This window comes from Flavobacterium sp. DSP2-3-1, assembly GCF_049896865.1.
Taxonomy (GTDB): domain Bacteria; phylum Bacteroidota; class Bacteroidia; order Flavobacteriales; family Flavobacteriaceae; genus Flavobacterium.
The window spans coordinates 122,290-138,764 of the sequence record NZ_JAFCVD010000001.1; the positions used below are offsets into that span (position 1 = coordinate 122,290).

Below are 16,475 nucleotides of genomic sequence, written 5' to 3' on the forward strand. Positions count from 1 at the left end.
CTTGTCAAAGCGATAGCTTTGCAGGGAATCTTTTAAAAGTAGTAATGTTATTATTATTATCATTTTTATATTCCTGTAACGATGATGCGCCTGAAATTAATACAACAGATCGATTGTTTATAATCCAACTAGGTGATAAAAACTACAAAGTAGTCAATAAATCCGTTGGTGCAGCAGAAAATTGTGGGAGACTTTCGATAGGGTTTGTTTATGATCAGCCTGATGGACATTTTGCTATTGATTTCGATATACTCAAAAACGGATCATTGCACAAGGCAACACTGGTAGACTTTGCTCTCACAGGAGGTCAAAATAGATTTGAAACAGCAGATTTTAACCCGGTTGCATTGATGAAAATTACAAATTTCAAATATGACGAAGCTACAAAGTACGTGCACTTTGAATACAGTGGCGAAGTGATTCAGGTTCAATATAATCCTGATGATGCACATAAAACTTTTCCTAGAAAGTACATACAGGGAGTGGTAACTATTAATGATCTTGATACCTCCCAGTGCAATGCTTTTTTACCGACGATGCAATTTGAAACTCCTGCCCTAGTCTTCACAACGACATATTCCAATGGAACTTCTAACACTAGTTTAAGCAGTAATCCATACTTTTATCGTTTTTATGCCAACAACGGCTATAGAGCTATTTTTAATCTAAAAGACGATTTTTGGGATTTTGAAAAAGGCAAAACTTACAATTTTGACCAAAGCACGATTGAGAACAGAATTGACTTTCAACAATATATAGGTCGTTTGAGAGCAACACAAACTTATGATTATGCAGAGATTGACTGGGAAAAGTATCAGACAGCAGGTAATTATACCATTCTGGAGCATAAAATAGTAAACGGAATAAAAGTAACTAAAGGCGAAATGAATCTTCAAGTTTATGACAATGGTGTATTAATTCATAATATAGTTAAAGGCTCCTTTGAAGGCAGGAGCTTCTAATTCTTTTGCAAAAAACTAATTAAAATTCATTCCCCGAACTTGTCCAGTAAGGGTTCTTCAATTTCAAGTAATACCTGTACAATGGTGAAATTAAAAACTGTAGTCTCTCGAAACTTATGTTTCGGGAGATTAATATTAAAAATTGCCCTTTCGTTTTTTTTAGCATTTTCTATCTCTTGTAGTAGAGACGAAACAATCGATAAAGTAATTGAGCAATCTTTCGAATTACAAATTGAAAACGAAAAATTTAGAATCGAAAATGAATTTTTTGTGGCTAATGAAAGTTGCAACACTATTTTTGTTTCCTTTATTTATGATAAAGGGAAGAGCGAACCGCATTTTATTTTTGAATTATCTATTACCAAAAAAGGTGTTCTTAGAAAAATTAGTTACACTAGATTTGGTGAGAGCACTAAACCTTTTGAAACTCCAGACTTTAATTTGAAAGGTCTGTTTTCAGTTAACAACTTTGTTTACAACGAGTCAAAAAAATATTTGAGTTTTGATTTTTCTGGGCAGCTACTGCATGTAGAAACGAACATTCCCTCATTAGATGAACCCCAAAAAAGAAAAAAAATTATTGGAAAAATTACTGTTAATAAAATAAGCAATACTTCATGTACTAGTTTCATAAGCGACTTAAATTTTGAAACAAACAACCTTACTTTTTCTACTAATTATCACGCTGGGTCGTTTGACTCAGATTTAAAAGTAAATCCATATAACTTTAGGTTTTACTCTCATAACGGTTACCGCGCCATAATCAAATCCAAAAAAGATTTATGGGATTTGGATAAAGGAACCTATACTTTTGACCAAAACAGTCCGGAAAACAGGATCGATTTAGAGCAATACATTGGTATTTTTAGAGCTACTCAATTGTTATGGTTTCGTCCCGTCGATTGGAAAAAGTTTCAAACCTCAGGAAGTTATATTATCAAAGAACACGTCATCATCAACGGACTAAAAGTAACTACAGGTGAAATAAACATGCAAGTGTATGATAATGGTGTGCTCCTAAATACCATAAATAATGGACTATTTGAAGTAACTGGATTAAACTAAAACTTTATATTTCGTTCTAAAATAAAAGGGTTTCACTTTGGAATCAAACCCTTTTACATCATCTGTTTATTCTATTTTTTTTTATTGGAAGAAGGAACGCCTATTATAACATTGCTGTTTATCAGTGAAGATCGTCATGGGCGTTTCATTTTCTAAATTCTTGAATTTTATAATAGCGATGTAGATGATCGTAGACAATCAATTCATACATTCGTTGCTTCGAGGTATATTGTCTATTCAGCATCATGTGAATGTGACTACATAAAAATTCGGATAAAGGAATTTGTAATTTTCCTTTAATGGAATTAATCATATCATTGTGTTTTTTATTCTTTGCATTAATACTATTGAAAATTTCAGGATGATCTTCTGCCGCTTTTCCTAGTAAAAACCGCTGCATTTCCTGAAACAATTTTCTATAATGCTTATCCAATTCTTTTTTAAGACTTTTATCCGCATCAAATTCTTTTTTAAAAGCCAGTTGTAATTGATCCATTAAAGATAATTTATCGGAATTACTTAACCCAAAAGAATTTAAAAATGTGTCGACAGCAGTAAAGCTAAAAAAAAGGGGCATTTCCTTTTTTTCAAAAGAGGACTTCACCGTTAAATAATGCAGGATCATTTCGCTATCATGCCAAAACAATTTTTCTGAAGCAATCATCGTTTTTTCACCATATCGTTCCATTTCTCTCTGGTACGTATCCGTTTGCACTTTCCAAATGCTATTTTGTTCCAACAACATATTTAAAAGCGGATACATTCTGGCGATTACCGTTGCGGTGTTTTCTGGGGTTTTACAGTAAAAACGAATTCTTAGGTGCTCATCAGCATCTTTATACCTGATAAAAAACCATTTGGCAATTATCTTTTCCTTTTGTAAATCTAAAATTAAGGGATACAACTTTTCAGATAATATAAGATCTGCTGTTTTTACTCCAGTGTATATTTTATAATACAGCCATTCACTTCCTATGCAAAAATCCCTTTTCATACTTTACAATTGGTCTTTATAATAGGATAGAATGAACTGATTGGCAAAATTTTCACCTTTTGCGTTTTTCACCACAGATTCCTCTGTAAATAGAAATTCTTCTAAAGTGATTTTAACATGATTTACAACTGATTTCAAAAATAATTGAATCCCTATATTAGTTTCAAAATCAAGTAACAATGTGTTGTCAAAATGAACCCAATTTGCAAAACGAGGAATGCTTCGTTGATTTCTCCAAATCGAAAAAGCTTCGAATAATTGATTGCCATATATATTATTGAAAGATATAATTTCAGTTTTACTTACCATCCATTTTGATTTTGAAAGTAGTACCCCGTTATGCTCAACCCTTGGAAAAAAATCATAATGCATTTCTAAAACACCCCAACTGAAACTGTAAATAGGCTTTACATCTTGCGACTGTAAATCACATAAAAAATGATAAACAGGCAGCGATTTAGTAACATAATTATGGGCATTTGACAAACAAGGAATAACTTCTTTATTGTGTTGTTTGGATCGCAAAATAATTTTGTTGTTGCGTATCGAAATCATTAAATCATTTAAGTCAATCGTGTAGTTTTTAGTTGCTGCCGAATTAGCCAAATAGGCAATTTCAAATGGTCTTAAAACAGGTCTTCGCAATATATTACCGGTCCTTGATTCCGGGATATGAACTATCTCAGCTAAGATTTTATCAGAATGATAGGCTACCTCTTTTGCTACAATTTCATTGGTTAAATTGTAAACTGCATCGTTTCCATTGCAAAAACGACCTAATAATTTTGCTGCGCTAACATCTCCTGAAGATTCAATTGAAAGCAATTCTTTTTCTTGATGCAATGCAATTTCAATCATTACCGAAAAGGTAGCCGGTGCATTATTCCACGTAGGATCAAAATCCGGAAAATCATTTTCAGAAAGCGATATTACTTTTTCATTTTTAAAAATACATTCCCGTAGTTTTTTTTCCATTATAAAATCACGAGAGGACCATGATTGAATGACTGATTCTTGAACTTTACTCTTAAAAGAAAACTGCTCCAATATCTCATGTGTATCATTCATTTCTGAATTTTGAAGATACCCAATTCCCGTTTCAGTATCCAAAACAGTCGTCAAAGGCATTTCTCTTGATTCATACCTTTGAGTAAATGCTTTTATAAAACTCGTATGGTTTTCGGACTTTTTTTGCTTTTGAATTCCGTTTAAAAAACGAACCGCTTGGAAGACTTTTTTTTGCGAACTAGTACTCAAAGTATTTACGGAAGCGGTCGTATTTAAATCAGTTTGAAAAAGATATTTTTCATCAAACTCCACACCTGTTTTCTCAATTAAATCCTGTATCGCTTCATAGTCTTTTTCAGAAGGAACAAGCGTTTGGTCTAATACTAAAAATTGAGTTCTTATACTTTGCAAAAGTAGAGACTCTTTTTTTAAGTTCGGAATTTTATCGATGATAGAAAAAACGCGTCCCCATTCATCACTACCTGTAACTGTTGCATCCAATTCACTTACAAGAAACTGAAAATCGATAAGCTGATTAATATATTCTAACGCTTCTGCGGTTTCAGAATCATCATCGGCAAGAAGACAAACCATTTCATCAACAGTCATCCCTGATGTTGCTTTGAGCACTAATTCACTTAAAAGGGCTGTTTTTCGCAATGCTGAAATGGTATGGACTCTTTTTGTTTTTACATAGTTGTATTCAACATATCGGTAAAAATCCCCAAGAGATAGATCGAATTATTAGGATAATATTTAAGATAAGGTATAACTTCTTCTCTTTTAGCAAATTCTCGTAATAATGCCACCCAAAATTGCATGTCAAATTGTGTAAAACGACTAAAATTTTCCGGAGAATGGAGCGTGATGTTAGTTCCAAGAGCTATTTTACCAACGGAACAACCAGCAAATAGACCGAAAGGAGTACAACGAGCGGATATTCGAGCACTATATTTCAATAAGCTAAGCTGTAAACTGTCCCTTTTTTTATGGGATAAATTGGAAGGGTCAGCTTTCCATTTGTCTAAAGCCGTTAACAGTTCTGGTGAAGCCATACGAATGGCTTCTCTAACGTAAGGGTTTTCAAACTGCGACAATAAAACCTCTTCGGAATAATTTTCCAATAAATCAAAATAGAAAGGCAATGGAAATAAAGGTGTTCTTAAAACATAGTGCAAGAAAGGAAGAACTTGGTGATTGTTCATTATCGTTTCTTTTTACTCACTTTTTCAGCAAGCTGCATCGCATTATATACATTTAGCACTTTTCCAGATTTGGATAGTTCCGAAAATTTTTCTTTTTTACCTTCTCCACCGGGAACCAAAACCTCAATATCATAAGCAGTACCCGATTCTAAAATGATTTGTTTTACCTGCTGAACTGAAAGTTTAGGATAATACGACCAAATCAAAGCGGCTGTTCCTGATACCATTGGCGCAGCTAATGAGGTTCCTGAATCATACCCATAACTATTGCCTGCTTTTGTGGTATAAATTTGATCACCGGGTGCAAATAAATCTACATTATTTTTCCCATAATTGGAATAATCAGATACAAAGGTGCTATCTAACTTATGAGTTATAGATCCTATTGTTATAAAATTACCGCATATCTCTTTTAATCCGCCAAGTGGTATATCTCTAGGGAAAGATTCATTTTTATCTACATTTAGACTTTCATTTCCTGCACTTCGAACAAGTAATACATTGTGTTCTTCAGCATATTTAAATGCTTCAAACACCCAATCTTCATGCATAGAGAACTCCTTTCCAAAAGACATATTAATTACTTTTGCACCATTATTGACAGCATACCGGATTGCCATTGTTATGTCCTTATCATGTTCATCACCAGATGGAGAAATATTCAAAGGCATAATTTTTACATTTTGTGATATTCCTTTTATTCCTTTTTCGTTTTTTCTATCAGCTGCTATAATTCCAGATACCATAGTGTTATGATCTTGAATTGTTCTGACCCCTTTTATTGTGTTACTGACATTGTTATTGCCGTATCCTATTTCTAAAATAGTTGGATTATCACCTATAAGTAGCCTTTCATTATAACTCAAGTTCAAACTTTTGTTAACAACGGAATCTAGTTGTATTTCCAAATCTTTTATGTCCTCAAGCGTTTTATGATTTACTTCTAAATTAGCCATCATACAATCGATAAAAGCTCCCAGATCTTGGTCATTATCATCCCGTCTTTGTTTATACGTTTTGCTATTTATTTTATACTTATTGTACAGACTGTCCAGTTGATTATAGGTATAATCCTCTTTAGGGAAAAAATATTTTAAAGTGTCTTTTACTTTTGGGTAAACCGCGATGTTATATTTTAAAGATTTTAACCAGTTTTTATAATATTTATTCCTTTCTTCTAGCGTTTTTAGTGCTCTTTGGTATTGTCTGTATTTGTGCAGATATTGAGTATCAATTTGAAATTCTGTTTTATCTTTGAACAATGATCCCCAGTTATTTACAATGCGAACATATTCAAAGCTATTCCATACTACATATCCACCACTTTTTGTACCTGTAAAACTCCAACCATTAATATCGTCTATATAACCATTATTATCATCATCAATCCCATTATTTGCAATTTCTTCTAGATTTGTCCAGATTTGTCCTTGTAAATCTTCGTGTTTCAAATCGATTTGAGTATCAATTACCGCAATTATGATTTCCCTGTCTTTAGGTTTCTTGTTATTCTGATTATACCATTTGTCCAACGATATTCCTGGTATACTATCTTGTTGATAATCTTTTTGATGCCAATTTTGCATCGCTAATGGAATAAGTTCCTTTTTAGCTATTGATTTGGAGGAAGAAGTGATAGATTCTTTCGTTGATTTGCAACCTACTAATAAGATTAAAAAGAAAAGTAAAGTATAAATTGGCTTCATTATCGTTTCTTTTTACTCACTTTTTTAGCAAGTTCCATTGCATCATAAACATTTAAAACCTTCCCTGATTTAGATAATTCACTAAATTTGACTTTTTTACCTTCTCCACCAGGAACCAAAACCTCAATATCATAAGCAGTACCTGATTCTAAAATAATTTGTTTAACCTCCTTAGCTGTTAGTTTAGGATAATACGACCAAATTAAAGCCGCTGTTCCAGAAACCATTGGAGCGGCTAATGAGGTTCCTGAGTCTGATTTGTATGTATTACCTGCCGATGTAGTATAAATTTTATCTCCTGGAGCAAACAAATCAACATTCTTTTTTCCATAATTGGAAAATGAAGCTACCAAAGTACTATCCATTTTAGCGGTAGTGGCTCCTACACTAATAAAATTACCACATACTTCTTTAGAACCATCTTCATAAGCGACATCGGTTGGATAATAAGGATTCACATCAACATTAAAACTATTGTTTCCTGCGCTGTGCACCAGTAATACATTATGTTGTTCAGCATATTTAAAAGCTTCCTTCACCCATTCTTTGTTCAACGAGAATTCTTTTCCAAATGACATATTTATAATTTTGGCTCCATTATCTACAGCATAACGTATAGCTAAAGCAATATCTTTATCGTGTTCATCTCCCGATGGAGAAATACTCAAAGACATTATCTTAACATTACTTGTTATTCCTTTAACTCCAATTCCATTGGATCGATTGGCGGCTATTATACCTGAAACTCTAGTACTATGATTATTAATTGTTATACCTGATAAATTAGAACCAACATTATTATTACCATATCCTTTGTCAAAAACGTGATCATTCAAATCAAAAAAGTGCCTTTCATTATAAGACACATTTAAATTTCTATTGACAATAGAATCTATTTCTTCTTCGTTGCGCTTTATATCATCAATACTGAATTGTTTTATCTCATAAGATGCCATTACAATTTCAATCAATGCTCCGAAATCATCATCACCATCATCTCTTCTTTGCATGTATGACTTATCATTAATTTTATACTTTTTATACATACTATCCAATTGCTGATATGAATAATCCTCTTGGGGGAAATACAGTTTAAGACTATCTTTAGCGATTGGAAACTTTACAATATCATGCTTTAATGACTTCAACCAATTCTGGTAATACCTTTTTTCTTGATCTAGTTTTTTATTTGCTCTAATGTATTCCGCATAACTATTTAAGTCGTTATTTAATACTTCTGATTTTTTGATACTTCTGAATTGTTTTTCATATTCTCTTACTATTCGAACAAATTCAAAATTAGACCATACAGTACTACCTTTTTTTGTTCCGATAAAGTTCCAACCATTACTATCATCTATATACCCATTGCTGTCATCGTCAACACCATTATTTGCAATTTCTTTTGTGTTGATCCAGAATTGGCCTAATAAATCTTCATGTTTTAAATCGATTTGAGTATCAATAACCGCAACAACAATATCTATACTTTTGGCTGCTTTTTTATTTTGACTATACCATTTATCTAACGAAATTCCTGGAATCGTATCCTGTCTATTATCTTTTTGATGCCAAAGTTTTACACTAGACTGCTGTATTTTATTTACAACTAAATCTGCTTTATGTTCTTTTGTATTAATCTGTTTAGTACCACAATTACTTGAAAAGGTTACTATTATAAAAAGAATAAAAAATCGTATAATCTTAATCATAAATATCTAAATTATTTAATTGGTGTTGGCGGAGGTATACAACGGATTGATGAACCTCCACCCACTTTATCTGTAATTGTAAGTGGATCATCTCCATTATCAAATCCATAACTATCCCCGCCATTTATCAAATGTAAATTACCCAGTTGGGCTACTTTCATTTTTTCTAAATTAAACTTAGATACTTTAGCTTTCGGTTTGTCTGTTTTCATTTTTATAGATTTAATAATTGTTATTTTTTCCAAATTTATATTGTCTCAGTGATTTTTCAGAAAAAAAATATTAGTTAGTTATCGAAATTCCGTGAATTTCGATACTGTATAAAAATACATAACACTGTAATACAACAACTTAACTCTATTTCAAGTTTTCTAACTCTTTTATAAAATATGTAGGCTTTATCTTGTGCTTTTTATAAAAAGCAGATGAAAACGACTCTGCACTATTAAATCCAAACTCATTGGCCAAAGCTTGCATCGTATAATTTCGGAGTTTCAGCTGTGCTTGTAATTGAGCGATGGCATACTCGACTCTAAGATCATTAATGTAGCTAACAAATGTTTTTCCTTTGTTTTCATTAATTACTTTAGACAAATATTTAGTATTCGTATTCAATTTCACGGCTGCTTTTTGAATTGTGATTGTCTTTTCTAAAAAAGCACCATCTTTTTCAAATAAAGCTAACTTTTCAAGCAATTGCTTTACAATTTCTGATGAAATCCGTGATTGTTCCTCAGCAACAATCTCTTCTACAACTATTTTTGTATCCTCATTTTTTGGATTGTTAGTACTCTCGATCGGTACTGGAAACACAATAGCATCAAATCGTTTTCGGTATTGTTTTTTTAAATAATACTGATAGCCTCCAAAACCACCAATGGCAATTACTAATAGAACCAAAACCAATATACCAACATAAGAAGTAGTTTGCTTTTTTTTCAAAGACTGAATCAGATTTTCTTTCTCAGCAAACAAATGAGGAGTATCATATTCTTTTAATAAAACCTTATTCAAATGTTTGTAGTTTCTTTGCAAAACACTATCAATACTCATAAACGTTGTAATGTATTGTAGTTGTTTTTCTTTATCACCTGTCTTTTTATAATGATCAATCAAATAAGAATATCCACTGACAAACTCAGGTGTAATTCTTTTTCTAATTTTATACATCGAATCCACTTTTATAAAATTTTGAACCGCTTTTGATTTATTACCTAAACCAACATAGGCTTTGCCTGAATAATAATAAGAAGCCAAAACATTTCCTGTATTTTTTATTTTAATTAATTCTGGTAAAGCTTTACTAATGCTGTCTAGAGCAGCAGAATAATTTTTTTTATCCACCTGATTGGCACCCTCATTCAAAGTAAACAAAAGTTGATATTCTTTATTTTTTGTAATTGAAGCTTCTTTATAGCCTAAAGTATTATAAAAAGTAGTAGAATCTGATTTTTTTAAAGCCTTATAGCAATCCGCTAATCCAAAGATTATGTTTTGATAATCCCATGAATAATAATCCCCTCGATAATCTTTAGTACGATAATAGTTAAAACATTCCTGATACAATTTTAAAGCTTCGCCAACCTCTCCCAATTCCTCAGATTTTGTTGTTCCAATAGCGTTTCGCACCACATAATAATAATCAACATTTGTTTTTAAAGCCGCTTGCTCTGCTAAATTGAAATTACGTAAAGCTTTATCGAACTTTCTTTGTTTCACTAATAAGTCTGCTTTTTCGCAATAAGCAGCTGCGGGAAAAAATTTATTGCTATTGTTTTTAGAATATTTTATGACACTATCTAAATACTGTATTGCTTTAAGAGGCTTGTCAGTGTAATACAAAATAGCTACCAAATAATAACCTCTAGCTTTTCGGATTGATTTCTTGTCCTTTTGAGCTTTTTCGAGATATACATTTGCCCATGCTAATTGCTTTTGATAATTGCCTTCTTCCCTAAAATAATTATTATCTATGCTATCGTAAGATAAAGAAGAATATTTAGTAATTGTAGATTGCGACCATAAAAAAAGAGGAATTAGTACGAAAAAAACCGTTTTAATCGATTGTAGGTAAGTCATTGTAGTAGGGTTTTAACAAAAATACAGTAACTTATTCAAAAGTATACCAAAAAAACAGCCATTTTAATACTTATTTAAATACCTGTTTATCATTTATTTAATAAAGGAATTTATCGGAATTCACGGAATTACGATAACAACTGTTTGCGTAGCACCGCTTCTTACTCTAGTTTTGGCTTCAGAAAACAGACAAGGTTTCTTAGTAAGACGTTATTGTAAAAACCGAATCATTTTCTAAATTATAATCAGGCCGATTGTGCGGGAATAATACAGCTGTTGTGTAACCCTATAAAAAACAGAGCACGAGATTTTGATAAAGCTAATTTGTAATCCTTAAAAAACAAAGCAAACGGAATTACAGCTGCCGGAGTAAAGAATGTCAAATGGATTAAAAAAAAAGAAAGTTCTCGAGAAACTTTTTATCAAAATGAAATGTTTAATTTAAAAAACTTAAAAAATGAATTTAGAAAATTTGAATTTAGTGGAGCTTAATACTCAGGAGATTGAAAGTATTGAAGGTGGTCTTTTTGGTTGGGACGACTTAGCTCTTATTGTAATAGGTGCTCTTGTGACTCAAGATTGGGATAATATGGGCAGAGCATATAGAGCTGGATATGCAGCTGCATAAGAATAGCTAGTAAAGTTTATGGATAAAATATTTAAAAAAAGTGTTAAAGTAATTGTGATTGCTTTAATAGTGATTTTATTGCAAACAGATTTAGATTATTTTATTGAAATTATAAAAACAATGTTTAATTTTTAAAAAAATATATTATGAATGTAAATTTAGTGTTAGAAGAATTGTCTGTAGAAGAATTGTTAAATATAGATGGTGGTTGGAATTTACTTGAGTACTGTGCGTACGGTGTAGGTTATATAAAAAAAAAATTAGATGGAGCTGGCGGTTCCACAAGTGCTTATACTGATGGGTCATTTATGTTCTATTAAACATTTTGCATATATAATGAACAGGAATTAGCCTCAAAAATTAAGGGATTAGTTCCTGTTTAAATTTTTTATTATAACTAAAAAAGTGATTTTATTTAAATATAGATTTGGCATTAAATATTTTACAATTATGGATAATATAAATTCTCAAATAAATGGATGGAAACGAATATTGTCATTTATTTTACCTTTTATTTTTGTGACAGGTATTTTTCAACTTACGGGCGCAGCTATTTTTGATGTAAATATTACTGATATAAATTGTCTTAAAACAACATTTCAACATTTTATAATTAACTTTTTTGGACTTACTGGTTTGTTATTATTGTTATGGTTTTTTATAAAATTTGTCGATAAAGAAAAGTTTATAAATTTAGGTTTTCATCTGAAAAATAAATCCAAACATTTTTATATAGGCATATTACTTGGTTTTTTTATTATGGGTTTTGCTTATTTGTTACTTTCTCAATTGGATGAAATTATATATGTGAAAACTGTATTTAGAATCAAAGAAATTATATTGTCTATAGGATTGTTCATCATAGTTGCAATAAATGAAGAAGTGCTCATAAGAGGATATGTTTTACGTAATTTAATGTATTCATTTAATAAATATACTGCACTAATTATTTCATCTATTTTGTTTTCGGTGATACACGGTTTTAATCCAAATATGTCTTGGTTAAGCTATTTGAATCTTTTTTTAGCAGGTATTTTATTAGGGATATCATACATTTATACAAAAAACTTATGGTTTCCGATTGCTTTGCATTTTAGTTGGAATTTTTTTCAAACTTTGTTTGGTTTTAATGTAAGTGGTCAAAATCTTTATTCTTTAATTGAATTTAAAATGACCAAATATAACGGACTTAATGGTGGAACTTTTGGATTTGAAGGTTCTTTTTTTTGTATTATAATCCAACTTATTATAATAACAATTTTATTGATATACTATAATAAGCCTTTGCTCTCGGAAGTCACTGACTTCGAAGCAACAAATGTTTTCACAAGTAAAAAATAACAAAGCCAAAATGACCCTCAGTTCAGACCCCATAAACACACTAGAAAATCTTATCGCCAAAAACAAAACCAAGAGTATTTCTATTTACTTGGTGTTGATTCTGGCTATACTTATTTTTCTGGCACTATTGCCTGTTATTAAAATTGATATCAGCAGCCAAAGTCGTGGCATAGTACGCTCCACTACCGATAATGTACCGGTAACTAGCTTGGTGAATGGTAAAGTGACATTTGTCAATCTAAAAAATAATCGTGTTGTGCAAAAAGGCGATACACTGGTACAACTTACACAGGAAAACCTGGATACGGAGAAAGCCACCAATCAGGAGGTTTCATCAACTGTTCAAGATCGGGTTCACGATTTGTCACTGGTAGTTTTGGGCAAAAGCGATACGCTGAAAACGCCTGCATTACAACAAGAATGGTACAGCTATGCGAGCAAACAAAGTGAATTGCAAAGTAAAATTGCCCAAGCCAAAATAGGTTATGACCGCAACAAGCAATTGTATGACAAAGTAGATGATTGGCTCAATCCAAAACAGTTAACCCAATAACCCCAAAAGGGAAATGGAATATAAAAAAAATGATTTAATGCAGAGAAAGTCTTTTGTCTATTCTCTACTATCTGCTTGCTATTAATGGCCTCTGTAAAAATAAAACAATATGATATTAAAGATTGTGGTAATGCTTGTCTCGCTTCTATTGGCAATCATTACAAAGTTAATCTGCCTATAGCCCGAATTCGTCAATTTGCCAATACCGATAAACGAGGTACCAATGTGCTGGGGATAATTGAAGCTGCCGAAAAAATGGGTTTTTCTGCCAAGGGAGTAAAAGGAGGTATGGACGCTATTGATAAAATTCCACTCCCTGCTATCGCTCACGTTATAGTAAAAGAACAATTACATCATTACATCGTAGTCTATAAAGTTGAAAAGTCAAAGGTCGAAAGTCAATCAAAGATTACAGCAATGGATCCTGCTTTTGGGAAAATGCAAACCTACACTTTTGAAGAATTTCAAAAAATCTGGACTGGCGTATTAATTCTTTTTGCACCAAATGATGATTTTAAGGAATACAACGAAAAAGTTTCTCCTTTAAAACGCTTTTGGCATTTGGTACAGCCACACAAAACCATCTTAGTTCAAGCTTTGGTCGGTGCCATACTTTTTACAGTTTTAGGGCTAGCCATGTCCATTTATATTCAAAAAATTACTGATTATGTTTTGGTGGAAGGCAACAGAAACTTACTGAATCTGCTGAGTGTTTCCATGATTATCATCATTACACTGCAAGCCTACATCGGTTCTAAAAAGAGTGTTTTTGTTATGAAAACGGGGCAGTTGATTGATGCCAAATTAATTTTGGGATACTATAAACATTTGCTTCATCTGCCGCAACGTTTTTTTGACACGATGCAAGTGGGTGAAATCACATCCCGGATTGGCGATGCGGTAAAAATTAGATCCTTTATCAATGAAGTGGCGATTGATATGATTGTCAATATCTTTATTGTGATTTTTTCCTTTACGTTGATGTTTACCTATTATTGGAAATTAGCGTTGGTGATCTTGTTAGTGATTCCATTTTATGGAGCTATTTATTATATATTAAATAGGTTCAATAAAAAAGTGGAACGCGTTATCATGGAGAATGCTGCCGAATTGCAAACGCAATTGGTTGAAAGTGTCACGCATATCAGAACCGTAAAAGAATTTGGAATCGAAGAATTTTCAAATCTAAAGACAGAAAATAAATTTGTAAAACTATTGTTCACCACTTACAAATCAGGCTTAAACAGTGTTTTTGCAGGGACTTCCACACAATTTCTAGCTTCTGTTTTTACGGTTATTCTAATGTGGATTGGTTCGGGTTACGTGATTGACAGAGCCATTACTCCAGGGGAATTATTTTCATTTTATGCTTTGATTGGGTATTTTACTTCGCCAGTTGCTTCCTTGATTGGGATGAATAAAACAGCACAAAATGCACTGATAGCAGCCGACAGGCTTTTTGAGATAATGGATTTAGGACGGAAAGAAACAGAAAACAAAGTCGAATTGCAGAGAGAAAACATGGGAGATATAAAATTTGAAAATGTAACTTTTAGGTATGGCTCTCGAACAGAAGTTTTCAAAAATTTTAACGCCATTTTCAAGAAAAATGAAACCACAGCTATTGTTGGCGAAAGCGGAAGTGGTAAAACTACGCTTATCTCATTACTACAAAACTTATATCCCATAAAAGAAGGGAAAATTTATATTGGAGAATATGATTCTCAATTCATACATTATCAGAGTTTACGGAATTGCATTGGTGTCATTCCGCAACAGCTCAATCTGTTTTCGGGAAATATTATCGAAAACATTGCTTTAGGCGATTCATTTCCAAATATTCAACGCATTTTAGATTTGTCCAAACAATTGGGAATTACGGAATTTGTTGAAAAATTACCCAATGGTTTTGAAACCCAAATTGGTGAAAATGGTGCAATGCTTTCCGGAGGACAAAAACAAAGTATTGCCATAGCAAGAGCTTTATACAAAAATCCGGAAGTGTTACTAATGGATGAAGCAACTTCTTCATTAGATACTAATTCACAGCGCATTGTAAAAGAAGTGATTGATAATTTTAAATCTCAGGGAAAAACAGTTATCGTCATTGCCCATCGATTGAGTACCATAGCCAACGCAGATACTATTTTGGTAATGGAAAATGGTAGTATAGTGGAGTCGGGAAATCATGTCGCATTGTTAGAACAAAAAGGAAAGTACTACGATTTATGGAATAAGCAAGGATTGGTTTAAATAAAAAAATTGCCTGCAAAATAATTCCTTTAAAACAAAAAAAAGCCAACATCTGTTGGCTCTTAGAAAATATTTCGAATCAATAACTTATTACCCATTCAATGCTTCCGCTCCACCAACAATCTCTAAAATTTCATTAGTAATAGAAGCCTGACGTGCTTTATTATAAGTCAATTTTAATTGATTTCTCAATTCTGTTGCATTATCAGTTGCTTTGTGCATCGCAGTCATACGCGCTCCGTGCTCAGAAGCAAATGAATCACGAATTCCTTTGTACAATTGTGTTTTTAATGACTTTGGAATCAAAGTCAACACGATTTCTTCTTTTGATGGTTCAAAAATGTAATCTCCTGGAGTAACCGTAAGATCTGACTTGAGAGACGCTAAAGGCAAGAATTGTTCCGTTTGAATGATTTGTGTAGCAGCATTTTTAAATTGATTGTAAATCAACTCAATTTTATCGTATTCTCCAGCAACGAATTTCTCCATTAATGAATTAGCAATTTTAGCCACATTATCAAAAGTCAAATCATCAAAAACAGCGCTTTCATTAGCTACAACCGGTAATGTTTTGCTTAAAACATCGTTTCCTTTTTTTCCTATGGCAAAAATATCCACTTGTTTACCTGTGTAAAATTCAGCACGGCTTTTAGCTTCTTTGATTGCATTGGTATTAAAAGCACCAGCCAAACCTCTATTAGAAGTCACTACAACAAGTAACACTTTCTTAATTTCGCGTTGGGTTGTAAATTCTCCACCAGCATCACCTTCGAGTGTAGCAGAAAGATTTTGCAATAATTCCGTTAATTTTTCGGCATAAGGGCGCATTGCTGTAATTGCATCTTGTGCTTTCTTTAGCTTTGCTGCAGAAACCATTTTCATTGCCGATGTAATTTGCATCGTCGATGAAACGGAAGTAATTCTATTACGGATTTCCTTTAAATTTGCCATTTTATATTAGTCTAATGT

At 32.2% G+C, this 16,475-nt stretch carries 13 protein-coding genes and 1 pseudogene; 7 read left to right on the forward strand and 7 right to left on the reverse strand.

Annotation, left to right across the window (positions count from 1 at the left end):
• The first annotated feature begins 44 nt into the window (after positions 1–44).
• The gene (locus ACP7AT_RS00575) at positions 45–962 is read left to right on the forward strand and encodes a hypothetical protein (RefSeq protein ID WP_426062430.1); all 918 of its coding nucleotides are present in this window, start codon (positions 45–47) and stop codon (positions 960–962) included.
• Positions 963–1,043: 81 nt separating this feature from the next.
• Positions 1,044–2,027 carry a hypothetical protein gene (locus ACP7AT_RS00580; RefSeq protein ID WP_426062431.1) on the forward strand — a complete coding sequence of 328 codons (984 nt, stop codon included), beginning with the start codon at positions 1,044–1,046 and terminating at the stop codon, positions 2,025–2,027.
• A 145-nt stretch (positions 2,028–2,172) separates the two neighbouring features.
• On the opposite strand, the gene ACP7AT_RS00585 is transcribed toward ACP7AT_RS00580, so the two are convergent.
• The 6 genes and pseudogenes from ACP7AT_RS00585 to ACP7AT_RS00610 form a co-directional block, all read right to left on the reverse strand.
• Complete coding sequence (locus tag ACP7AT_RS00585; RefSeq protein ID WP_426062432.1) at positions 2,173–3,021, reverse strand: thiopeptide-type bacteriocin biosynthesis protein; 849 nt, start codon at positions 3,019–3,021, stop codon at positions 2,173–2,175.
• A gap of 3 nt (positions 3,022–3,024) precedes the next feature.
• A pseudogene (locus ACP7AT_RS00590) lies at positions 3,025–5,234 on the reverse strand (lantibiotic dehydratase family protein).
• Positions 5,234–6,940 (reverse strand): S8 family serine peptidase, encoded by a 1,707-nt coding sequence (locus tag ACP7AT_RS00595; protein ID WP_426062433.1) that lies wholly within the window; start codon positions 6,938–6,940, stop codon positions 5,234–5,236. The pseudogene ACP7AT_RS00590 and the gene ACP7AT_RS00595 overlap by 1 nt, the downstream one beginning before the upstream one ends.
• Positions 6,940–8,652 carry a S8 family peptidase gene (locus ACP7AT_RS00600; RefSeq protein WP_426062434.1) on the reverse strand — a complete coding sequence of 571 codons (1,713 nt, stop codon included), beginning with the start codon at positions 8,650–8,652 and terminating at the stop codon, positions 6,940–6,942. Before ACP7AT_RS00600 ends, ACP7AT_RS00595 begins: the two co-directional genes overlap by 1 nt.
• An 11-nt stretch (positions 8,653–8,663) precedes the next feature.
• Positions 8,664–8,864 (reverse strand): hypothetical protein, encoded by a 201-nt coding sequence (locus ACP7AT_RS00605; RefSeq protein WP_426062435.1) that lies wholly within the window; start codon positions 8,862–8,864, stop codon positions 8,664–8,666.
• A 145-nt stretch (positions 8,865–9,009) separates the two neighbouring features.
• Complete coding sequence (locus ACP7AT_RS00610) at positions 9,010–10,731, reverse strand: helix-turn-helix domain-containing protein (protein WP_426062436.1); 1,722 nt, start codon at positions 10,729–10,731, stop codon at positions 9,010–9,012.
• Positions 10,732–11,188: 457 nt separating this feature from the next.
• Here ACP7AT_RS00610 and ACP7AT_RS00615 point away from each other — a divergent pair, with 457 nt between their 5' ends.
• From ACP7AT_RS00615 to ACP7AT_RS00635, 5 genes are all read left to right on the forward strand, one after another.
• The gene (locus ACP7AT_RS00615; RefSeq protein ID WP_426062437.1) at positions 11,189–11,359 is read left to right on the forward strand and encodes a class IIb bacteriocin, lactobin A/cerein 7B family; all 171 of its coding nucleotides are present in this window, start codon (positions 11,189–11,191) and stop codon (positions 11,357–11,359) included.
• 146 nt (positions 11,360–11,505) lie between these two features.
• Positions 11,506–11,679, forward strand: a complete 174-nt coding sequence (locus tag ACP7AT_RS00620; protein ID WP_426062438.1) for a hypothetical protein — start codon at positions 11,506–11,508, stop codon at positions 11,677–11,679.
• Positions 11,680–11,809: 130 nt separating this feature from the next.
• Positions 11,810–12,700 carry a CPBP family intramembrane glutamic endopeptidase gene (locus tag ACP7AT_RS00625; RefSeq protein ID WP_426062439.1) on the forward strand — a complete coding sequence of 297 codons (891 nt, stop codon included), beginning with the start codon at positions 11,810–11,812 and terminating at the stop codon, positions 12,698–12,700.
• The gene (locus ACP7AT_RS00630) at positions 12,678–13,253 is read left to right on the forward strand and encodes a biotin/lipoyl-binding protein (RefSeq protein WP_426062440.1); all 576 of its coding nucleotides are present in this window, start codon (positions 12,678–12,680) and stop codon (positions 13,251–13,253) included. Before ACP7AT_RS00625 ends, ACP7AT_RS00630 begins: the two co-directional genes overlap by 23 nt.
• Before the next feature lie 84 nt (positions 13,254–13,337).
• Positions 13,338–15,506 (forward strand): peptidase domain-containing ABC transporter, encoded by a 2,169-nt coding sequence (locus tag ACP7AT_RS00635; protein ID WP_426062441.1) that lies wholly within the window; start codon positions 13,338–13,340, stop codon positions 15,504–15,506.
• Between the two features lie 90 nt (positions 15,507–15,596).
• Here ACP7AT_RS00635 and atpG read toward each other — a convergent pair whose 3' ends face one another.
• Positions 15,597–16,457 (reverse strand): ATP synthase F1 subunit gamma, encoded by an 861-nt coding sequence (gene atpG / locus ACP7AT_RS00640; RefSeq protein WP_426062442.1) that lies wholly within the window; start codon positions 16,455–16,457, stop codon positions 15,597–15,599.
• Positions 16,458–16,475: the final 18 nt, after the last annotated feature.